Below are 19,293 nucleotides of genomic sequence, written 5' to 3'. Positions count from 1 at the left end.
GAGCATGGCGATATGTGTCCTCACTCAGGGTGTCCACGCCCTGGTTCGACGAAGCCGGCGGTGAGAGTTCCTGGCTCCCGGGGATCACTCCCCGGTCACAGTGGCGGGACCGCGCCGGATTCGCACCGGCTTCCTCTCCTGCCGCCGTACATGGCCCGGGCAGTCCACCACGCGCCCCGAAGGGCCGTCAACTTGCCTTTGACCTGCGGGGGGAGAGTGTGCTGAGCCCCACACCGGCGGGATCCGGACACGAAAAAGGCTCCCTGCCGGTACACACCGGCGGGGAGCCTCTTCGAGGGTGGCTCGGCTCAGGGCTTGGCCACGATCAGGTAGATGCCGTAGGCCACGGCCGCCGCGCACGCCGCGAAGCACACGTACGCGCCGGTCACGGCGAGCCCCGCGGACCCGCCCTGCGCCGCCGCCCGCTCGCGCCGGGACAGGCCGTTGACGCCGAGGGTGAACAGGGCCACCAGGCCCACGGTGAAGGCGAGGCTGACGCCGAAGACGGAGCCGATGGCCGCCCAGTCGATCTTCATGTTGCTTTTCCTCCGGTAACCGGGTCAGACGGTGGCGGCCGGCGGGACGGCCGTCGCGGCCGGTGCCGTGACTTCGGCGGTGGGGGCCGGGCCGCCGGACTGCGCCGGGAAGGTGATGGCCGGCCCCTCGGTGAGGGTGACGGTGCCGGTCGGCGGCGGGGTCACCGCGGCGATGGCGGTGGTCACCACACCGGCGGGCTCAGCGGCCTCGTCGGTGCCGTTGACGTTGGTGTGGTCGACGACCTCGCGGCGGGAGAGCTTCCAGATGGCGGCGCTGGAGCCGACCAGGAAGACCGCGACGGCGGCGGTGCCCCAGTCGCCCAGGTCCGTGACGGACTCGGCGAGCGCTCCGACGAGGGCGGCGGCCGGCAGGGTGAGGACCCAGGCGACCACCATGCGGGTCGCGGTGGACCAGCGGACCACTCCGCCCTTGCGGCCCAGACCCGCGCCCATCACCGAACCGGAGACGACGTGCGTGGTGGAGAGCGAGAAGCCGAGGTGCGAGGAGGCCAGGATGGCGGTGGCGGCGCTGGTCTGGGCGGCGAAGCCCTGACGCGGCTCCAGCTCGGTCAGGCCCTTGCCCATGGTGCGGATGATGCGCCAGCCGCCGATGTACGTGCCGAGCGCGATGGCCAGGCCCGCGGAGAGGATCACCCAGGTGGGAGGGTTGGAGCCCGGGGCGATGGCACCGCCCGCGATCAGCGCCAGGGTGATGATGCCCATCGTCTTCTGGGCGTCGTTGGTGCCGTGCGCGAGGGAGACCAGGCCCGCGGAGGCGATCTGGCCGGCGCGGTAGCCCTTGCGGGTGGCCTCGCCCTCGGCGCCGCCGCCGATCCCGTAGGAGAAGCGGGTGGCGAGCATGGCGGCCAGGCCGGCCACGACCGGGGCGGCGACCGCCGGCAGCAGCACCTTGGTGACCAGGACGTCGCCGTGGACGGCGCCGAAGCCCGCCGAGGCGACGGTGGCGCCGATCAGGCCGCCCATCAGGGCGTGCGAGGAGCTGGAGGGCAGTCCCACCAGCCAGGTCAGCAGGTTCCAGAGGATCGCGCCGACCAGGGCGGCGAAGATGACCTCGGGACGGATGCCGTTCTCATCGACGAGACCCTTGGAGATCGTGTTGGCGACCTCCACGGAGAGGAAAGCGCCCACAAGGTTGAGCGCGGCGGACATGGCCACCGCGACCTTGGGCTTCAGCGCGCCGGTCGAGATGGTGGTGGCCATCGCGTTGGCGGTGTCGTGGAAACCGTTCGTGAAATCGAACGCGAGAGCGGTGACCACCACTATCGCGAGGATCAGCGAGAAGCTTTCCATTTACCCAGGCAATCGTTCGAGCGTCATTGGCGGGTCGAACGTAGGCAACCTGGGTGAACGGAAGGTGAACTGGGCCGGGCGTGGGGGTGTCGGTAACGGGGGTTCCCGATTCCGCTCCGGGCGGGCGCCCGGGCGCCCCTTGGCTACCGGCCGCGCGCGAAGGCCCGCAGCCGGTCCGGCGGCCCGTGAAAGAGATTCTGGTCACCCGGCAGACCGCCCTGCGTGCCGTACTGCCAGAAGGTCCAGGAGTGCCATCCGCCGGGCAGTGATCCGGGCCCTGACGTGCCGTGACGGGCGATCCACAGCGGGTGGTCGGCGGCGAAGGCGCGGCTGCCGCCGGTGCAGGAGGCCCACCACTGGGCGGTCGTGTAGATCACCGGGCGGCGGCCGGTGAGCCGGTCCAGTTCGTCGCTGAAGGAGCGGATCCAGCCGACCATCCGCCGGTGGCCGAGCCCGTAGCAGATGTGCCTGCCGTCGTACGGGTCGTATTCGATGTCGAGGGCCGGCGGCAGCGTCCAGCCGTCCGCCCGCCAGCCGCCGCCGTACCGCACGAAGTACGCCGCCTGCGCGGCGCCGGAGGACTGGTCGGGGCGCGCGAAGTGGTAGGCGCCGCGGATCAGGTGCGCCCGGCGCGCGCCCGCGTACTGGCGGGCGAAGAAGGGATTGCGGTAGGTCGTGGACTCGGTGGCCTTGACGTAGGTGAACCGGGCGCCGTCCGACCGGGCGGCGGGCCAGTCGACTTGTTCCTGGTGCGAGGACACGTCGTGGCCCCGGGGCAGACCGGCCGCCACCGCGGCCGACGGACCGGCGGCGGAGGCGCACTGGGTGCCCGCGAGGACCAGCGCCGTCGCGGCGGCCGCGACGACGGCCGCGCGACGGCGGAGACGGGAGAGCGAGCGGTCACGGGCCATGCGTCCCCCTGGTGCGACGGTGAGGCGTCGTGCGGCTGTGGTCGTCAGTGGTCATTGGATGCCTGGCCGTCGCCCGGTTAAGTCCTTTCATGGGTGTTTCATACCGGTGTCCACTCGTCCGGCGGCACGGGTTCCGGCCCCGAGTCCGCGGGCGTCCCGCCCCGCACCCGGCGGGCTGGCAGGATCGCGGCATGGCTGAACAGCGGCGGGACGCGGAAGAGCAGCGGGAGCGGAGCTGGGCGGCGCTGGTCGCGACGGCCCGCCGGACCGTGACCGACGGGCTGGTGGTCGGCACCTCCGGCAACGTCTCCGTACGCGTGGGGGACCTCGTACTGGTCACCCCGTCGGGCGTGCCCTACGACCGGCTCACCCCGGCCGACGTCACCGGCGTCGACCTCGACGGGCGCCAGGTGCTCGGCACCCTCGTGCCGACCAGCGAGCTGCCCATGCACCTGGCCGTCTACCGCAGCACCGACGCCCGCGCCGTCGTCCACACCCACGCCGTGCACGCCACGGCCGTCTCCACCCTCGTCACCGAGCTGCCCCCGATCCACTACATGACCGCCTCCCTCGGCGGCATCGTGCGGGTCGCCCCCTACGCGGCCTACGGCACCGGCGAACTGGCCGAGAACATGCTCACGGCGCTGGCCGGCCGCTCCGGCTGCCTGCTGCGCAACCACGGCACGATCACCCACGGCGCCACCCTCGACCAGGCCTACGACCGCACCGCCCAGCTCGAGTGGATGTGCCGGCTGTGGCTGACGGCGTCCTCCGTGCCGGGCCGCACGCCCGCTCTGCTGACGGAGGCACACATCGCCGAGGCCGGGGCACGCTTGAAGGGATACGGCCAACGGAGGTGACCCCTTGTCGTCGCACGACGTGTCGTCGCACAGCCACCCGCTCCGTCCCCCCGCCGGCCGGCTGTCCTTCGGCCGGCTGCCCCTCGGCCGCCGCGGCGGGCCGTCCGGCCCGGCCCTCCGGCTGGCCGGTTCCGGCGCCCCCCACGACACTGGAGCCGTGCGCACCGTCAGAGCGACCGCCGCCGCCCTCGGCGCCGTCCTCGCCGCCGGCGCGGCATCCGTCGCCGCCGGCCGGCTGGCCAGCGACGCCGCGCTGAAGGCGCCCCCGGGCCGGCCCCTGCCCACCGAGCCCCGGCTCACCGTGCACGGCACCGCGCCCGGCCGCATCACCCTCACCCGCGACCTCGCCTCGCTGCGCCCCGGCACCTACGGCCTGGCCGGCGACGGCTCCCACGCGGTCGTCGGGCCCCCGCTGGACTCGGCCGAGCACACCGCCGACACCGTCGTGCGGCGTCTGGAGAGCGTCACCCACGGCACCTTCGCCCCCGGCGACGCCGTGTGGCTCACCCCGAACGTGTACGTCGGCAACCCGAGCGCCGCCCTCGGCCTCGACCACGCCGACATCGACGTCCCCGGGGAACTCGGCGCGCTGCCCGCCTGGTTCGTGCCCGGCCACCGGGAGACCTGGGTGATCGCGGTGCACGGCCTGGGCGCCACCCGCGAGCACGCCCTGAACGTCATGGCGTACCTGCACAGCCGCCGCGTCCCCGTGCTGGCCCTCGCCTACCGCGGCGACCTGGGCGCCCCGCGCTCCCCGGACGGCCTGAACCACCTGGGCGAGACGGAGTGGCGCGACGTGGACGCCGCCATCCGCTACGCCGTCCGCTACGGCGCCCGCCGGGTCGTCCTCCTCGGCTGGTCCACCGGCGCGACCATGGCCCTGCGCGCCGCCGAGCACTCCGCCGTGCGCGAGCGCGTCGCCGGGCTGATCCTCGACTCCCCGGTGCTGAACTGGCAGGCCACCCTGCGCGCCCTCGCCCAGGCCCGCCACACCCCCGGCGCCCTGCTGCCGCTCGCGGTGCGGGCCGCGCAGGGGCGGGCCGGACTGCACGCCGACCACGGCGCCCGGACCGCCGACCCCGACCGGCTCGCCGTGCCCACGCTGATCGTCCACGGCCCCGACGACGTGGTCGCCCCGTGGGAGTACTCCCGCCGCTTCGCCGCCCGCCGCCCCGACCTCGTGGCGCTGCACACCGTGCCGCGGGCCCCGCACGCGGCCATGTGGAACGCCGGCCCGGAGGAGTACGAGGAGCGGCTGCGCCGGTTCCTGACCCCGCTGATGTGACCGGCCCGGAGTGCCCTCCGGTAGGGCCGGCCCGCGCCGCGGCCGGCCGTTCCGTCAAAGGCCGTACCACTGGCCTGATCCCGCCTCCCGGCCCGCCCGCGGACCGGGTGCGTTGGCCGGCCCCGTAGCCGCCCGTGACATTCCGTTTGGGTTTTCGGACCGTCAACCGGAAGACTGCACCCGTGACGTCCCGTATCCCGCGCGACTCCAGGCTCCGACTCGTCCGACCGCGACCCCTGGCCGCCGCCCCCAGAGCTGTGAACCAGCGGCGCCCGCGCCGCCCCGCACCCCGGCCGCCGGAGGGCACCCCCGCCCCGGCCGAACTGGCCAGAATGGCGCGCACCGGCCTGGCCGGCGCGGTCCGGGTCGCCCGCTGGGCCGACTCCGCCCTCGGCCCCGGCAGCGACGCCGCCACCGCGGACGGCAAGGCCACCCTCTCCGACGCGACCGCCGAGCGCGCCGCCGCCGGCCTCGGCCTGGACACCGACCGGATCCGCGCCGACTGGGACACCGCCCGGCTCGCCGGACTCATCGAGGTGCACGGGGACAACGCCCGCCCCGGCTGGCGCCTGCGCGCCTGGGACCGCGACGACAGCGCCGTGCTGCGCGGCTGGGTCGCCCTGTTCGACGCCTGGTCGCTCGCCGGCCCGGAGCCCGCGGAGGCCGAGCCGGCCGTCGTCGCCGAAGTCGTCTCCGCCATGCCCCAGGTGCTCTCCTTCCTCCAGCTCTCGGCCGGCCCCGTGCCCGTCGAGCAGCTCCTGGACCTGCTCCAGCAGCGGGTCACCGAACTGCGCACCGAGCGCTGCGAGGTCTCCTACGAGCCCGGTGCCGCCGGCTCCCCGGCCCCCGCCGGGACCGCCGCCCCCGCGGAGCCCGCGCCCACCGGGGACACCCCGCTCGCCCCGCTCCTGGAGTGGGCCCTCACCGCCCTCGCCTCCGTGGGCGCCCTGACCTACGGCGACGGCCAGGCCACGCTCACCCCGCTGGGGAGCTGGGCGGTCTGGGTCAAGCTGGAGCAGATCTGCGTGGCCGCGCAGAGCCCCGCCGGCAACATCGAGCAGGCCGCCGAGGACATGCTCCGCGGCTGCGCCCAGCTCCGCCCCAACGCCGCCCGCGCCGAGTACCGAGCCTGGCTCGCCGCCCGCCCCGTCGGCAGCGCCGTCACCGAGCTGCTGGCCGCCGCCCGGGGTGACGACGCCCTGCTGCGCGGCCTCGCCTTCGAGGCGCTGCGCGTCGTCGGCGCCCCCGCCGAACCCGAGGTGCACGCGGTACTGGACGACCCCGCCCTGCGGCCCTACGCGCTGCTGTGGCTGGCCGAGCACGACGGAGTCGACCCGGAGGACGCCCACGAGGTCCTCACCCGCGAGGAGGCCACCTGGCTGTGGGTCGACACCGCCGCCGCCGTCGCCGACCACGGCGAGACGTCGATGCTGGTACGGCACCTGGAGGCCGCGGTCCAGCCCACCGTCCCCACGCTGCTGGACGAGGTCCGCGCCGTCGGCCACCCGCGCACCGTGCAGGTCCTGGTGGCCCTCGCCGCCGCCCACCCCGACCCGGCCCTCGCCAAGGCCGTGCGCCGGGCCGCCTTCCAGGTGCACACCGGCGGCTGATCCGGGGCGCCGGCCGGCCGGGCGCGCAGCGCCCGCGACGTCCGCGGCCGGCCCGGACCGGTCAGCCGCCGATCCCGGGCGCGTAGGTGCCGAAGCTCCAGACGTTGCCCTCCGCGTCCCGTGCCATGTAGTCCCGCGAGCCGTAGTCCTGGTCCGTCGGGGGCATCAGGATCTCCGCGCCGTGCGCCACGGCCCGCCGGTGGTGGGCGTCGACGTCGTCCACGACGACGTACACCCCGGCCGGCCCCGCGTCCCGCATGGCCGTGTCGAAGAGACCGCCGCGGCCCTTGGAGCCGAGCATCACCGCGCCCTCGCCCTGGACCAGCTCGGCGTGCATCACCGTGCCGTCCTCCGTCTCGTACACCGACAGCTCGGTGAAGCCGAAGGCCTCGGTGAGCTGCCTGATCGCCGCTTTCGCGTCCGCGTACAGCAACGTCGGAAAGACGCTCGGCCGTCCGCCCGTTCCCGCCATGCCGATCACTCCCTCGTGCGCCGGTCACCGCCCCCGTCCCCCGAGTCTCGCAGCCGCCACCGGCACCCACCGGCCGGCCCGGACCCGCGGACCCAGGAAAACCGCTTGCACGGTCCCGTTAGACTTGGCCCATGGCCATTCTCCTCGCGCATTAGACGGCGGGAACGTCCTCAGCCGCCCACCGCCAATCCCCAGTACGCCCTGGAGTCTGTCCGTGATCTCCGCTTCCGGTATCGAGCTGCGCGCCGGTGCGCGCGTCCTCATCGAGAACGCCACCTTCCGTGTCGCCAAGGGCGACCGCATCGGCCTTGTCGGCCGCAACGGCGCGGGAAAGACCACCCTCACCAAGTGCCTGGCCGGCGAGGGCATCCCGGCCGGCGGCCAGATCGCCCGCTCGGGCGAGGTCGGCTACCTGCCGCAGGACCCCCGCACCGGCGACCTCGACGTCCTCGCCCGCGACCGCGTCCTGTCCGCGCGCGGCCTCGACGTGCTGCTCCGCAAGATGCGCGAGAACGAGCAGCGCATCGCCAACGGCCAGGGCGCCACCCGCGAGAAGGCCCTCAAGCAGTACGAGCGCCAGGAGACCGAGTTCCTCACCAAGGGCGGCTACGCGGCCGAGGCCGAGGCCGCCACCATCGCCGCGGCGCTCAACCTGCCCGACCGGGTTCTCGGCCAGCCGCTCCACACGCTCTCCGGCGGTCAGCGCCGGCGCATCGAGCTGGCCCGCATCCTGTTCTCCGACGCGGACACCCTGCTGCTGGACGAGCCGACCAACCACCTCGACGCCGACTCGATCATCTGGCTGCGCGACTACCTGAAGACCTACCGCGGCGGCTTCATCGTGATCTCCCACGACGTCGACCTGGTCGAGACGGTCGTCAACAAGGTGTTCTACCTGGACGCCAACCGCGCCCAGATCGACGTCTACAACATGGGCTGGAAGCTCTACCAGCAGCAGCGCGAGGCCGACGAGAAGCGCCGCAAGCGCGAGCGCGCCAACGCCGAGAAGAAGGCCGCCGCCCTGCACTCGCAGGCCGACAAGATGCGCGCCAAGGCCACCAAGACGGTCGCCGCGCAGAACATGGCCCGCCGCGCCGACAAGCTGCTCTCCGGCCTGGAGGCGGTCCGCCAGTCCGACAAGGTCGCCAAGCTCCGCTTCCCCGACCCCGCCCCCTGCGGCAAGACCCCGCTGATGGCCGAGGGCCTGTCCAAGTCGTACGGCTCGCTGGAGATCTTCACCGACGTCGACCTGGCCATCGACAAGGGCTCGCGCGTCGTCATCCTCGGCCTCAACGGCGCGGGCAAGACCACGCTGCTGCGACTGCTCGGCGGAGTCGAGCGGCCCGACACCGGCGAGGTCGTCCCCGGCCACGGTCTCAAGCTCGGCTACTACGCCCAGGAGCACGAGACCCTGGACCCCGAGCGCACGGTCCTGGAGAACATGCGCTCGGCCGCGCCCGACATGGACCTGGTCGAGGTCCGCAAGGTGCTCGGCTCGTTCCTGTTCTCCGGCGACGACGTCGACAAGCCCGCCGGGGTGCTCTCCGGCGGCGAGAAGACCCGGCTGGCCCTCGCCACGCTGGTCGTCTCCTCCGCCAACGTCCTGCTGCTGGACGAGCCGACCAACAACCTGGACCCGGCCAGCCGCGAGGAGATCCTCGGCGCCCTGCGCACCTACAAGGGCGCGGTCGTCCTGGTCACGCACGACGAGGGCGCGGTCGAGGCCCTGCAGCCGGAACGCATCATCCTGCTGCCGGACGGCGTCGAGGACCTGTGGGGCGCCGACTACGCGGATCTCGTCGCCCTGGCTTGATCGAAAGCCTGATCCACGGCGTATGGATCATTCGGCCGAGCCGTGATCCATCATCTGTGTGAGATCTCCTCGTACCGACGTGTGTCGTACACCGATTTCGCGGCCGATCCCTTCAGCACCAAGGGGTCGGCCGCCTCGCGTCCCTGACCTGGCACTTCACGGAACCACCCGTTCGGCCGTGTGTCCGCGAGATCGTGGAATCACTGATTCCGTATGTGGGGACGCGCTCCTGTCGTCACGTCGATGTCTCACGGACCTTGCCGAATGGGTGGCCATCACGCCCCGGAGGGGTGATCATGAGGAGACCAGAGCGCACTTCCCATGAGGAGGCACGGGTGGCCGAGACTCTGAAGAAGGGCAGCCGGGTGACCGGCGCCGCGCGCGACAAGCTCGCGGCAGACCTGAAGAAGAAGTACGACTCCGGTGCGAGCATCCGGGCGCTGGCCGAGGAGACCGGCCGCTCGTATGGCTTCGTACACCGGATGCTCAGCGAGTCGGGCGTCACGCTCCGTGGGCGTGGCGGAGCGACCCGGGGCAAGAAGGCCGCTTCGTCCTGACTCCGGGCGGCCCATCGGCTTCGATGGTGGCCACCCGGCCGGCAGTCTGAACGGCCGGGTGGTTACTGTGCAGTCACTTAGCATGCCGTACGGCAATGTGTGATGACCGCACTCATCGGAGGCGCCCCATGGCTTCGCCCGACCAGGACCTCGCTCCTGTACTCGACAAGGACGGCGTACGGCTCACCGTCGACGACGCGCTCGCCACGGTGACGCTGGCCAACCCGGCCAAGCGCAACGCGCAGAGCCCCGCCATGTGGCGGACGCTCACCGAGGCCGGCCGGCTGCTGCCGGGCTCCGTCCGGGTCGTGGTGCTGCGTGGCGAGGGCCAGTCCTTCTCCGCCGGGCTGGACCGCCGGATGTTCACGCCGGAGGGAATCCCGGGCGAGCCCAACTTCGTCGAACTCGCGCGCCGTGACGACGCCGGGCTCGACGCGACCATCGCCGAATACCAGGAGGCGTTCACCTGGTGGCGGCGCAACGACATCGTGTCCATCGCCGCTGTCCAGGGCCATGCCATCGGTGCCGGGTTCCAGCTCGCGCTCGCCTGCGACCTGCGGGTCGTGGCGGACGACGTGCAGTTCGCCATGCGCGAGACCTCGCTCGGCCTCGTTCCCGACCTGACCGGCACGCATCCGCTGGTCGGGCTCGTCGGGTACGCCCGCGCGCTGGAGATCTGCGCGACGGGCCGGTTCGTCGGGGCCGGTGAGGCGGTGGCCTCCGGGCTGGCCAACCTCGCCGTGCCCGCGGCCGAGCTCGACGGCGCGGCACGGGACCTGGCCGCGGCGCTGCTGGCCGCCCCGCGCGACGCGGTGGTGGAGACCAAGGCCCTGCTGCGGGGTGCGCCGGAACGGGACTACGACTCCCAGCGCGCCGCCGAGCGGGCCGCGCAGGCCCGGCGGCTGCGGGACCTGGCCGGCGTGGGCGAATGAGCCCGCGGGACGCCGCGCCCTACGGCCGGACGGTCAGGCCACGCTCGTGACCAGCACCGCCACGGTCGGACGGTCGTCCAGCGCGTCCCGCACCGCCTCGCGCACCCGCAGGGCCACCTCCACGGTCCGGTGACCCGCGCCCGCCGCCAGCTCCACGCGTACGTGACGGTGCGGCAGCGCGGTGTCCCCGGCGCGCTCCTCGATGTGCACGGCCCGGCCGAGACCGCCGAGTGAGCCGGTCAGCCGCACGACCCCGGGGACGGCCAGCGCGGCCGCCGCCGCGCGGGACTCGTCGGGGTCCGTGATGTCCCGGGCGGCCGCCGGACGCGGCGCCTCCACCGGCGTGACCTGACTCTCCGCCGTCTCCAGCAGCTCCGTCACCCGCAGGTCCACCTCCGTGACCACGAGGCCCAGGACGTCCGTCGCGGCCGCCAGCAGGGCGAGCCGCAGCCGGGACGCCGCCGCCCGCAGCGGCTCGGCGGCCGGCGCCGAGAAGTCCGCCGTCACCCGCAGCGCACCCGGGGGCAGCGCCCCCGGCGGCCGCGGTACGACGGGTTCGCCGACGTCGTCGGGATCGGCGAGCGTGATCCGCGGCGTGCCGAGGCGCACGCCCGGCACCCCGTTCGCCGCGCCCTCCAGTACCGCCCGGGCCGCGCCCTCGGCGATCCACGCGCCGTCGCGCGGGCCGCCGAGCGGCAGCAGTCTGCCCAGGGCCGGCCGGTGCTGCCCCGACACCCGCGTCCACCGTTGCGCCGTCATTCCTCCAGCCTGCCGTATCCCCGGCGCGCAACCGCGCAACCCCGCTTACGGTGGTCGAAGAAGCACGACCGAAAGGGACGTACGGCGATGACCGACATGACGACGACCCAAGACGGTGGCAACGAACCGCAGCTCTCGACCCGCAAGGCCACCGGACGCGGTGGCGGAGACCCGGCGGCCAGGGGCCGGACGACGATCGCCGACGGTGTCGTGGAGAAGATCGCCGGGCTGGCCGCGCGTGACGTGGTCGGCGTGCACGCCCTGGGCAGCGGTCTCGCCCGGACCTTCGGCGCCGTCCGCGACCGGGTGCCCGGCGGCACGAAGTCCGTGACCCGGGGAGTGAAGGCAGAGGTCGGCGAGGTGCAGACCGCGCTCGACCTGGAGATCGTCGTGGACTACGGCGTGTCCATCTCCGACGTCGCCCGCTCGGTGCGGGAGAACGTGGTCGCCGCCGTGGAGCGGATGGCCGGACTCGAGGTCGTCGAGGTCAACATCGCGGTGAGCGACGTCAAGCTGCCCGACGAGGAGGAGGAACCCGAGCCGCCCCGGATCCAGTGACGCCCCGCCCGCCCGGGGCCACCCGCCCGGAACCGCACCGCCGACGGACTGAAGGAGCGCTGCATGAGCATGGCCATGGTCGGCATGATCGCCGGAATGGCGCTGGGATTCGCCGGGTACTTCGGCGGCTTCGGGGCCTTCCTGCTGGTGGCGGCGCTGGGCGCCGTCGGGTTCGTCGCCGGCCGGTACCTGGAGGGCGATCTGCAACCCGGTGACCTCTTCCGGAGCCGCGGCGACCGGCGCGACCGGCGGGGATGACCACCGTGAGCACGGAGACCGGCCCGGCGCGCCCGCGCCCCACCCCGGTGCCACCCGGTGAGCGCGGCGCCCTCAGGATCGCGGACCGGGTGGTGGCGAAGATCGCCTCGCGGGCCGCCCGCGAGGCGCTCGGCCCACTGCCCGAGGCCGCCTCCGCCCCGCACGCCGCGGTCGTCGTCCACCCGCACCCGAGGTCCGGCTCGGGCCGGGGGAGCCTGGTGGGAACGGCCCGTGTCCGCGTCCAGGTCGAACTCGCCCACCCCGTCGACATCGGTGCCCGCTGCGCCGCGGTGCGTCGGCAAGTGAGTGAGCGGGTGCGCGAGTTGGTGAGCATGGAGGTGCTGGAGGTCGCCGTCCGGGTCGAGCGGCTGCATCCGGCCCCGCTGCCCGGCGCGCACCGTGGGAGGACGCGATGAGCGAACCCCGGCCGGCCGAGGACACCCGGCGACCGCCCGGCCCCGGCCTCGACAGGAACCCCGGCGCCCCGCCGCCCCTGCTCGACCGGGGCAGCGGCCGCTTCTGGTCCCCGCGCCGGGTCCCCGCCGGCGTCGTCGCCCTGCTTCTGCTGGCCGGCGCGGGAGTCCTGCTGTACGACGTCGTCGCCGTGCGCGCCCACCGCCCGGCGATGCACTGGCGCCGCGCGCTGGCCCGGCAGCTCGCCGAACGCCCCCTGGACGACGTCTGGGTGCTGACCGGCGCCGGGGTGGCCGCCGCCCTCGGCCTGTGGCTGATCGTGCTCGCCGTGACGCCCGGTCTGCGCGCCCTGCTGCCCATGCTGCGCCCGCACCCCGATGTCCGCGCCGGACTGCGCCGCGAGGCGGCCGCCCTGGTGCTGCGCGACCGGGCCCTGGAGGTCTCGGGCGTACGGGAGGCGAAGGTGCGGATGCGCCGCCGCCGGGCCCGGGTCCGGGCATTCGCGCACTTCCGCGATCTGGACGAGGTGCGGGCCGATCTGGACGACGTGCTCTCCGACGCGGTGCGCGGGCTCGGGCTGAGCCGGCCGCCCGCGCTCTCGGTCGCCGTCCGGCGGCCCGGACGGAAGGGGTGAGGACGGTGCGCACCGGTCGCGTGAACCGCGTACTGCTCGCTCTCGTGGGGCTCCTGCTGCTCGCGGCGGGCGGCTCGGTGCTGGCCGTGGGCCTGGGTGCCCCGGCGCCGCGCCGCTGGATCCACTCCGGCCCGCACGACGTCCTGCTCGGCACCGCCGAGCGCACCCGGTGGCGGGACACGGGCTGGTGGTGGCCCGCGGTCATCGCGGGCCTCGCCGTCCTCGTCCTGCTCGCCCTGTGGTGGCTCGCCGCGATCCTGCGCCGGCGCCGCCCGGCCGAGATCCTGGTGGACACCGGGGACGGCGAGGGCGCCCTGCTGCGCGGAGCGGCCCTGGAGTCCGCGCTCGCCGAGGACGCGGCCCGGCAGCCGGGCGTGGCCGACGCCGAGGTGCTGCTGGCCGGCCGCCCCACCCGGCCCGGGGTGCGGGCCGGGCTCCGGCTGGAGCCGGCCATGGACCCCGGCGCCGCCCTGAGCGAGTTCACCGCCTCGCCCCTGACCCGCGCGCGTGAGTCGGCGGGCCTGGCGTCGCTCCCGGCGGAGGTGCGGCTGCGGGCGGTCAGGCACCGCGCGGAACGGGTCTCCTGACCGCACGCGATCGTGGCGGAATCTCAGAACCCGTGCCGCATCCCGCCGTCCACCGGCACCATGATCCCGGTCAGGTAGGAGGCCGCCGGGGACAGCAGGAACGCCGCGACCCTGCCGAACTCGTCCGGCGCCCCGTACCGGCGCAGCGGGATCCGGGACTCGCTCGCCGCCCGGGTCGCCTCGGGATCGGCGGACAGCGCGTCCAGCTCACGCACCCGGTCGGTGTCGATACGGCCCGGCAGCAGACCCACGACGCGGATGCCGCGCGGCCCCAGCTCGTCGGAGACGGACTTGGCGAACCCGGCGAGCCCCGGCCGCAGCCCGTTGGAGATGGTCAGCCCCGCGATGGGCTCGTACACCGACCCGGACAGCACGAACCCGATGACGCCGCCCGGCTCCAGCTCGGCCGCCGCCGTGCGGGCGAAACGCACCGCGCCGAGGAACACCGACTCGAACGCGTCCCGCCACTGCTCGTCCGTGTTGTCGGAAACGAACCCCGGCGCGGGGCCGCCCACGCTGACCAGAACGCCGTGGAAACCGCCGAAGTGCTCCCGCGCGGCCGCGATCAGCCGCTCGGCGGCCCCCGGGTCGGCGTTGTCGACGGCCACGCCCACCGCGTTCGGGCCCAGTTCGGCCGCCGCGCCGGCGACCCGCTCCTCGTCACGGCCGGTGACGACCACCTTGGCCCCGTCGGCGACCAGCTCCCGCGCGGCGGCGTTGCCCAGCCCCCGCGTAGCGCCGGTGACGACGTACACCCGGTCCTTCAGTCCAAGATCCATGGCACCTATCCTGCCTCCTCGCCGCCGAACAGGGCGAGGGCGGTGTTCACCAGCGCGATGTGGCTGAACGCCTGCGGGAAGTTGCCGAGCTGGCGGCCCAGATCCTGGCTGTACTCCTCCGCGAGCAGCCCCACGTCGTTGGCGAGGCCCACCAGCCTCTCGAACAGCTCCCGCGCCTCCTCCTTGCGGCCCGTCATGTGCAGGGCCTGCGCGAGCCAGAACGAGCAGGCCAGGAAGGCGCCCTCGCCGCCCGGCATGCCGTCGACGCCGACCGCGTCGGTGTCGTAGCGGCGGACCAGCCCGCCGTGGTCCAGGTCCGCCCGGATCGCGTCGACCGTGCCGATCACCCGCGGGTCGTCGGGCGGCAGGAAGCCGACGTGCGGGATCAGCAGCAGGGCGGCGTCCAGTTCGCGCGAGCCGTAGTACTGGGTGAAGGTGTTGCGCTCGGGGTCGAACCCCTGCTCGCACACCTCCCGGTGCACCTCGTCGCGCATCGTCCGCCAGCCGTCGAGGTCGCCGGACAGCTCCGGGTACCGCTCCAGGGTCCGTACGGCGCGGTCGGCGGCCACCCACACCATCACCTTCGAGTGCACGAAGTGACGCCGGCCGCCGCGCACCTCCCACAGCCCCTCGTCGGGCTGCCGCCAGGCCGACCGCAGGAACGTCATCAGCGCGCACTGCAGCGACCACATGTGCGGCTTGGTGGACAGACCGGAGGCGCGGGCCAGGTAGAGCGAGTCCATGACCTCGCCGTACACGTCGAGCTGGAGCTGGTCGACGGCGCCGTTGCCGACCCGTACGGGTGCGGAGTCGGCGAAGCCGGGCAGCCAGGGCAGCTCCCACTCGGGCAGCCGCCGCTCGCCCGCCACCCCGTACATGATCTGCAGGTCGGCCGGGTCGCCCGCGACCGCGCGCAGCAGCCAGTCGCGCCAGGCCTCGGCCTCGCCGTGGTAGCCGGCGGCCAGCAGGGCGCCCAGGGTGAGGGTGGAGTCGCGCAGCCAGCAGTACCGGTAGTCCCAGTTGCGCACCCCGCCCGGTTCCTCGGGCAGCGAGGTGGTGGCCGCGGCGACGATCCCGCCGGTCGGGGTGTAGGTGAGCGCCTTGAGGGTGATCAGGGACCGTACGACGGCGTCCCGGTGCGGCCCGTCGTAGCGGCAGCGGGCCGTCCACCGCCGCCAGTCCCGGACGCTGGCGCTGAGCGCCGCGTAGGGGTCGACCAGCGCGGGGCGCGGTTCGTGCGAGGGGTGCCAGGTCAGCACGAACGCCACCCGCTCGCCCTCGGCGAGGGTGAACTCCGCGTGGGTGCAGAAGTCCTCGCCCCACATGCGCACATGGGGCTCGGCACGCAGCCACACCGAGTCCGGTCCGGCGATGGCCACCCGGTGGCCGTCGGAGCGGCGCATCCACGGAATGATCGAGCCGTAGTCGAAGCGCAGCCGCAGCATGCTGCTCACCGTGACCCGCCCGCTGACGCCCTCCACGATCCGTACGACGTCGGGGGCGCGGTCGCGCTGCGGCATCAGGTCGGTCACCCGCACGGTGCCCTCGGCGGTGTCCCACTCGGTGTCGAGGACCAGGGTGTCGGGCCGGTAGGCGCGGCGTGTGCAGGCGCCCGCGCCCTTCGGTGCGATCCGCCAGTGGCCGTTGTCCTCGTCGCCCAGGAGCCGGGCGAAGCAGGCGCCGGAGTCGAAGCGGGGCAGACACAGCCAGTCGATCGAGCCGTCCCGGCCGACCAGGGCCGCGGTCTGCTCGTCCCCGATGACCGCGTAGTCCTCGATGCGCTCGTTCACAGCATGCGGTTTCCCCGGGGGCCCGCGCGGCCAATCAGGTGGTGCGCCGGGGGAGTGACGTCCGCCCCGGGGGACCGGGCCCTCACACGGTGGCGGGTTCGCTCTCCTCCGGCGCCGGCTCGGCGGCCGCCTCGTCCCGGTCCCGGATCTCGCGCCGGACGAGGAACCACCAGCCCACCGGGACGGCCGCGGCGAACAGCCACCACTGGAGCATGTACGCGTAGTTCAGCGGGGCGTCCTCGCTGCCCGGGTCGGAGATCTGCTCGGGGGTGCCTCCCCTGGCCGCGGGCGCCGTCTGCTCGACGTAGCCGCCGAGCACCTCGGCGCCGAGCCGCCGCGCCTCCTCGGCGCTGTCGATCAGCATGATCTGCCGGTCCGGCAGTCCCTTGATGTTCTTGATGCCGCTCGCCGAGGTCGTCTCGTCGGCCTCAAGCCGCCCGGTGAGGGTGAGCCGTCCCGCCGGCGGCGCGGGGACCTCGGGGAAGTCGGTCTGCACGCCGTTCGCCGGGATCCAGCCCCGGTTGACCAGCAGCACCCGGCCGTCGGTCAGCACGAACGGCGTCAGCACGTGGAAGCCGACCTCGCCGTCGGAGTTCGTCCGGCGCCGGACGACCACCTCGCGGGTCGCGTCGAAGGTGCCGGTCGCGGTGACCGTGCGGTACTTCTCGGCGCGGGTCACGGAGTGCCCGGGGGAGGTGAGCCGTTCCACGGGGACGGGCTCGGCGTGCAGCGCCCGTGAGACGAGGTCGTTGCGGGCGGTGCGCTCCTGGTACCGGTGCTGCTGCCAGAAGCCCAGCTCGATCATCGTCGGGATCAGCGCGATCGCGATGACGGTGAGGATCACCCACTGGCGGGTCAGCAGGAAGCGGTAGCGGTGCACCCCACGACGGTACATCCGGGCCGTGGGGTGCATTCGGGCGGGTACCGGGTCACACCCGGTCCACCACCCCCGTCTTCCCCTCCGCACGGGCGCAGTGCGCGCCGCAGAACCAGTGGCCCTCGACCTCCACGCCCTGCCCGATGATCTGGACCCGGCAGTGCTCGCAGATCGGAGCCATGCGGTGGATCGCACAGGAGAAGCAGTCGAACACGTGCACGGCGCCCTGCGCGTGCACCTCGAAGGTCATTCCGTAGTTGTTACCGCATACTTCGCATGTCGCCATGGGGCACAGCGTGAGCCGTGGCCGACCCCCCGGGCGAGGGGGCGCGGGGCGAGTCGCGCGTCAATCACCCGTCCGTACGGTCACCCGTCGGCGGGCTCGACGTCCCGCAGCAGCTGTCCGAACGCGGCCTCGTCGACCACCGGCGTCCCGAACTGCCGCGCCTTGACCACCTTCGAGGTGCCCGAGCCGGGGTCGTTGGTGACCAGCAGGCTGGTCAGCCGGGACAGGCTCGTCGCCACGTGCAGCCCGGCCTCGGTCGCCCGGTCCTCCAGCAGCTCCCGCTCGGTGGAGGTGTCCCCGGAGAACGCCACCCGCATGCCCTGCTTGAGTCGTTTGCCCGCTTCGTAGCGGCCGGGGTTGGGGTGGGGGCAGGCGGGGCGCTTCCGGGACGGGCGCCAGCCGCCGTAGCCCGGGGCGCCGTGGCCGCCGCTCGCCTGCCGGCCGATCCGGGGGGTGTCCGACCACTCCGTCAGCGGCCGGCACTCCAGCAGCGGAAGCCGTACGTCACCCGCCGCCGCGGCCCGCAGGCTGGGCCGGAACGCCTCGGCGAGCACCCGCGCGTCGTCCAGCGCGTGGTGCGCCCGCTGCTGCACCACCCCGAAGTGCGCCGCCAGCGACTCCAGCTTGAAGTTGGGCAGCGGCAGCCCCAGCTCCTTCGACAGCGCGATGGTGCACAGCCGTTGCCGCACCGGGGCCTCGCGGCTCGCGCGCGCGTACTCGCGCGCGATCATCTGCCAGTCGAAGACCGCGTTGTGCGCGACGAGCACCCGGCCGTCGAGACGGGCCGCGAACTCCTCCGCCACCTCCGCGAACAGCGGCGCCCCTTCGAGCACCTCGCTCGTCAGCCCGTGTATCCACACCGGTCCCGGATCGCGCTCCGGGTTGACCAGCGTGTACCAGTGGTCCTCGACCTCGCCGCGCGCGTCCAGCCGGTACACGGCCGCGGAGATGATCCGGTCGTCCCGGGCCAGGCCGGTGGTCTCCACGTCAACGACCGCGTATCCCTGCGGATACGCGGCCGGCCACCGGGTGGCGGGGGACACTGCGGTCGCACGGTCTTCGAGCATGGTCACTGAGGATACGGGCCACGACCGACAGTGCCGTCCCCCAGGTCCGGCGGGGCCGCCCCGGGCCCGTCCTCCCGCTCGGCGGCCGCACACGCGTGCGTGCCGCGAACCCGTCCCGGACGCGCGGCAGTTCCCGCGGCCGTGCCCGAACTCGGCGCGCCGGTGGCGGAGTACGCCGGCGCGCGGCGGCGCGGGTCCCGGCGCAGCGCCCGCCCGGCCGCGGCTGTGCGATTCTCCCTGCTGTGACCGAACCAACCCATGACGAGACGCACGGCGGCGCGCTGGGCTCCCGCCTCAACTGGCTGCGGGCGGCCGTCCTCGGCGCGAACGACGGCATCGTCTCCACCGCGGGCCTCGTCGTCGGCGTGGCCGGCGCGACCGACTCCCGCACCGCCCTGCTCACCGCGGGCCTGGCCGGCCTGCTCGCCGGATCGATGTCGATGGCCGCCGGGGAGTACGTGTCGGTCTCCACCCAGCGGGACTCGGAGAAGGCCGCGCTGGCCCAGGAGCGGCGGGAGCTGCGCGAGCAGCCGGCCGCGGAACTGGAGGAGCTGACGCGGATGCTCGAGGAGCGCGGCCTGTCCCGCGAGGTCGCCCGGGAGGCCGCAGGGCAGCTCACCGAGCGGGACGCGCTGCGGGCACACGCGCGCGTGGAACTGGGCATCGACCCGGACGAACTCACCAACCCCTGGCACGCGGCCTGGGCGAGCTTCCTGGCCTTCACGGTGGGCGCCCTGCTGCCGCTGCTGGCGATCGTCCTGCCGCCGGCCGGCTGGCGGCTCCCGGTCACGGTGCTCTCCGTACTGGCCGCGCTCGTGCTCACCGGCTGGAGCAGCGCCCGGCTCGGCGCCGCCGCGCCCGGCCGCGCGGTGCTGCGCAACGCGGCGGGCGGCGCCCTCGCCATGGGCGTGACGTACCTGGCCGGGACGCTGCTGGGCGCGGTGGGGGCGTAGCCCGCCGGCGGGCCGACCCGGGCCCCGGCCGCGCGGCCCGCCGC

At 74.3% G+C, this 19,293-nt stretch carries 22 protein-coding genes and 1 riboswitch; of the genes, 12 read left to right on the top strand and 10 right to left on the bottom strand.

Annotation, left to right across the window (positions count from 1 at the left end; all coding sequences use genetic code 11):
• Nucleotides 1-44: 44 nt before the first annotated feature.
• Nucleotides 45-185, bottom strand: a riboswitch (cobalamin riboswitch).
• Between the two features lie 123 nt (nt 186-308).
• From ACWCPN_RS17545 to ACWCPN_RS17535, 3 genes are all read right to left on the bottom strand, one after another.
• Nucleotides 309-536: a hypothetical protein gene (locus ACWCPN_RS17545; RefSeq protein ID WP_451206785.1), complete on the bottom strand. Its 228-nt coding sequence runs from the start codon at nt 534-536 to the stop codon at nt 309-311.
• Nucleotides 537-560: 24 nt separating this feature from the next.
• Nucleotides 561-1,847, bottom strand: coding sequence for an anion permease (locus tag ACWCPN_RS17540; RefSeq protein ID WP_451206782.1), 1,287 nt, complete (start codon nt 1,845-1,847; stop codon nt 561-563).
• A gap of 143 nt (nt 1,848-1,990) precedes the next feature.
• Complete coding sequence (locus tag ACWCPN_RS17535) at nt 1,991-2,758, bottom strand: GH25 family lysozyme (RefSeq protein ID WP_451206779.1); 768 nt, start codon at nt 2,756-2,758, stop codon at nt 1,991-1,993.
• Between the two features lie 191 nt (nt 2,759-2,949).
• Between ACWCPN_RS17535 and ACWCPN_RS17530 the strand changes: the two genes are divergently transcribed.
• The 3 genes from ACWCPN_RS17530 (at nt 2,950) to ACWCPN_RS17520 (ending at nt 6,513) form a co-directional block, all read left to right on the top strand.
• Nucleotides 2,950-3,618, top strand: coding sequence for a class II aldolase/adducin family protein (locus tag ACWCPN_RS17530; protein WP_451206776.1), 669 nt, complete (start codon nt 2,950-2,952; stop codon nt 3,616-3,618).
• A 157-nt stretch (nt 3,619-3,775) separates the two neighbouring features.
• Nucleotides 3,776-4,903, top strand: coding sequence for an alpha/beta hydrolase (locus ACWCPN_RS17525; protein ID WP_451206773.1), 1,128 nt, complete (start codon nt 3,776-3,778; stop codon nt 4,901-4,903).
• A 182-nt stretch (nt 4,904-5,085) separates the two neighbouring features.
• Complete coding sequence (locus ACWCPN_RS17520; RefSeq protein ID WP_451206771.1) at nt 5,086-6,513, top strand: hypothetical protein; 1,428 nt, start codon at nt 5,086-5,088, stop codon at nt 6,511-6,513.
• 61 nt (nt 6,514-6,574) lie between these two features.
• Here ACWCPN_RS17520 and ACWCPN_RS17515 read toward each other — a convergent pair whose 3' ends face one another.
• Nucleotides 6,575-6,985, bottom strand: coding sequence for a VOC family protein (locus ACWCPN_RS17515; RefSeq protein ID WP_392294864.1), 411 nt, complete (start codon nt 6,983-6,985; stop codon nt 6,575-6,577).
• Nucleotides 6,986-7,199: 214 nt separating this feature from the next.
• On the opposite strand from ACWCPN_RS17515, the gene ACWCPN_RS17510 reads away from it, so the two are divergent.
• From ACWCPN_RS17510 to ACWCPN_RS17500, 3 genes are all read left to right on the top strand, one after another.
• Complete coding sequence (locus tag ACWCPN_RS17510) at nt 7,200-8,798, top strand: ABC-F family ATP-binding cassette domain-containing protein (RefSeq protein WP_451206767.1); 1,599 nt, start codon at nt 7,200-7,202, stop codon at nt 8,796-8,798.
• Between the two features lie 335 nt (nt 8,799-9,133).
• On the top strand, nt 9,134-9,355 hold the full coding sequence (locus ACWCPN_RS17505) for a helix-turn-helix domain-containing protein (protein ID WP_004002281.1): 222 nt from the start codon (nt 9,134-9,136) through the stop codon (nt 9,353-9,355).
• A 128-nt stretch (nt 9,356-9,483) separates the two neighbouring features.
• A complete protein-coding gene (locus ACWCPN_RS17500; protein ID WP_199210046.1) occupies nt 9,484-10,287 on the top strand; it encodes an enoyl-CoA hydratase/isomerase family protein in 804 nt (267 codons plus the stop codon).
• A gap of 33 nt (nt 10,288-10,320) precedes the next feature.
• Here ACWCPN_RS17500 and ACWCPN_RS17495 read toward each other — a convergent pair whose 3' ends face one another.
• The gene (locus tag ACWCPN_RS17495) at nt 10,321-11,046 is read right to left on the bottom strand and encodes a nucleopolyhedrovirus P10 family protein (RefSeq protein ID WP_451206763.1); all 726 of its coding nucleotides are present in this window, start codon (nt 11,044-11,046) and stop codon (nt 10,321-10,323) included.
• 87 nt (nt 11,047-11,133) lie between these two features.
• Between ACWCPN_RS17495 and ACWCPN_RS17490 the strand changes: the two genes are divergently transcribed.
• From ACWCPN_RS17490 to amaP, 5 genes are all read left to right on the top strand, one after another.
• Entirely contained in the window at nt 11,134-11,604 is a 471-nt protein-coding gene (locus ACWCPN_RS17490) for an Asp23/Gls24 family envelope stress response protein (protein ID WP_451206760.1), read from the top strand.
• Nucleotides 11,605-11,667: 63 nt separating this feature from the next.
• Nucleotides 11,668-11,862, top strand: a complete 195-nt coding sequence (locus ACWCPN_RS17485) for a hypothetical protein (RefSeq protein WP_199210044.1) — start codon at nt 11,668-11,670, stop codon at nt 11,860-11,862.
• On the top strand, nt 11,859-12,278 hold the full coding sequence (locus ACWCPN_RS17480; protein WP_451206757.1) for an Asp23/Gls24 family envelope stress response protein: 420 nt from the start codon (nt 11,859-11,861) through the stop codon (nt 12,276-12,278). The genes ACWCPN_RS17485 and ACWCPN_RS17480 overlap by 4 nt, the downstream gene beginning before the upstream one ends.
• Entirely contained in the window at nt 12,275-12,910 is a 636-nt protein-coding gene (locus tag ACWCPN_RS17475; RefSeq protein ID WP_451206754.1) for a DUF6286 domain-containing protein, read from the top strand. The genes ACWCPN_RS17480 and ACWCPN_RS17475 overlap by 4 nt, the downstream gene beginning before the upstream one ends.
• Nucleotides 12,907-13,497: an alkaline shock response membrane anchor protein AmaP gene (gene amaP / locus ACWCPN_RS17470; RefSeq protein WP_451206752.1), complete on the top strand. Its 591-nt coding sequence runs from the start codon at nt 12,907-12,909 to the stop codon at nt 13,495-13,497. Before ACWCPN_RS17475 ends, amaP begins: the two co-directional genes overlap by 4 nt.
• Nucleotides 13,498-13,520: 23 nt before the next feature.
• Here amaP and ACWCPN_RS17465 read toward each other — a convergent pair whose 3' ends face one another.
• The 5 genes from ACWCPN_RS17465 to ACWCPN_RS17445 form a co-directional block, all read right to left on the bottom strand.
• A complete protein-coding gene (locus ACWCPN_RS17465; RefSeq protein WP_199210041.1) occupies nt 13,521-14,276 on the bottom strand; it encodes an SDR family oxidoreductase in 756 nt (251 codons plus the stop codon).
• 5 nt (nt 14,277-14,281) lie between these two features.
• Nucleotides 14,282-16,066, bottom strand: a complete 1,785-nt coding sequence (locus ACWCPN_RS17460) for a glycoside hydrolase family 15 protein (protein ID WP_451206749.1) — start codon at nt 16,064-16,066, stop codon at nt 14,282-14,284.
• Nucleotides 16,067-16,148: 82 nt separating this feature from the next.
• Nucleotides 16,149-16,961: an SURF1 family cytochrome oxidase biogenesis protein gene (locus tag ACWCPN_RS17455; RefSeq protein WP_451206747.1), complete on the bottom strand. Its 813-nt coding sequence runs from the start codon at nt 16,959-16,961 to the stop codon at nt 16,149-16,151.
• A gap of 34 nt (nt 16,962-16,995) precedes the next feature.
• Nucleotides 16,996-17,229 (bottom strand): hypothetical protein, encoded by a 234-nt coding sequence (locus ACWCPN_RS17450; RefSeq protein ID WP_143637825.1) that lies wholly within the window; start codon nt 17,227-17,229, stop codon nt 16,996-16,998.
• 80 nt (nt 17,230-17,309) lie between these two features.
• Nucleotides 17,310-18,296 carry a DEDDh family exonuclease gene (locus ACWCPN_RS17445; RefSeq protein WP_365130052.1) on the bottom strand — a complete coding sequence of 329 codons (987 nt, stop codon included), beginning with the start codon at nt 18,294-18,296 and terminating at the stop codon, nt 17,310-17,312.
• 242 nt (nt 18,297-18,538) lie between these two features.
• On the opposite strand from ACWCPN_RS17445, the gene ACWCPN_RS17440 reads away from it, so the two are divergent.
• A complete protein-coding gene (locus ACWCPN_RS17440; RefSeq protein ID WP_365130053.1) occupies nt 18,539-19,249 on the top strand; it encodes a VIT1/CCC1 transporter family protein in 711 nt (236 codons plus the stop codon).
• The last annotated feature ends 44 nt before the right edge of the window (nt 19,250-19,293 follow it).

The organism is Streptomyces sp. NPDC002386, from assembly GCF_053593175.1.
This window is presented reverse-complemented; position numbering and strand designations above follow the sequence as displayed.

Coding starts and splice junctions, on each gene's coding strand:
- ACWCPN_RS17545 (WP_451206785.1), bottom strand. CDS start 536: ATGAAGATCGACTGGGCGGCCATCGGCTCCGTCTTCGGCGTCAGCCTC.
- ACWCPN_RS17540 (WP_451206782.1), bottom strand. CDS start 1,847: ATGGAAAGCTTCTCGCTGATCCTCGCGATAGTGGTGGTCACCGCTCTC.
- ACWCPN_RS17535 (WP_451206779.1), bottom strand. CDS start 2,758: ATGGCCCGTGACCGCTCGCTCTCCCGTCTCCGCCGTCGCGCGGCCGTC.
- ACWCPN_RS17530 (WP_451206776.1), top strand. CDS start 2,950: ATGGCTGAACAGCGGCGGGACGCGGAAGAGCAGCGGGAGCGGAGCTGG.
- ACWCPN_RS17515 (WP_392294864.1), bottom strand. CDS start 6,985: ATGGCGGGAACGGGCGGACGGCCGAGCGTCTTTCCGACGTTGCTGTAC.
- ACWCPN_RS17500 (WP_199210046.1), top strand. CDS start 9,484: ATGGCTTCGCCCGACCAGGACCTCGCTCCTGTACTCGACAAGGACGGC.
- ACWCPN_RS17495 (WP_451206763.1), bottom strand. CDS start 11,046: ATGACGGCGCAACGGTGGACGCGGGTGTCGGGGCAGCACCGGCCGGCC.
- ACWCPN_RS17490 (WP_451206760.1), top strand. CDS start 11,134: ATGACCGACATGACGACGACCCAAGACGGTGGCAACGAACCGCAGCTC.
- ACWCPN_RS17485 (WP_199210044.1), top strand. CDS start 11,668: ATGAGCATGGCCATGGTCGGCATGATCGCCGGAATGGCGCTGGGATTC.
- ACWCPN_RS17480 (WP_451206757.1), top strand. CDS start 11,859: ATGACCACCGTGAGCACGGAGACCGGCCCGGCGCGCCCGCGCCCCACC.
- ACWCPN_RS17475 (WP_451206754.1), top strand. CDS start 12,275: ATGAGCGAACCCCGGCCGGCCGAGGACACCCGGCGACCGCCCGGCCCC.
- ACWCPN_RS17465 (WP_199210041.1), bottom strand. CDS start 14,276: ATGGATCTTGGACTGAAGGACCGGGTGTACGTCGTCACCGGCGCTACG.
- ACWCPN_RS17455 (WP_451206747.1), bottom strand. CDS start 16,961: ATGTACCGTCGTGGGGTGCACCGCTACCGCTTCCTGCTGACCCGCCAG.
- ACWCPN_RS17450 (WP_143637825.1), bottom strand. CDS start 17,229: ATGGCGACATGCGAAGTATGCGGTAACAACTACGGAATGACCTTCGAG.
- ACWCPN_RS17445 (WP_365130052.1), bottom strand. CDS start 18,296: ATGCTCGAAGACCGTGCGACCGCAGTGTCCCCCGCCACCCGGTGGCCG.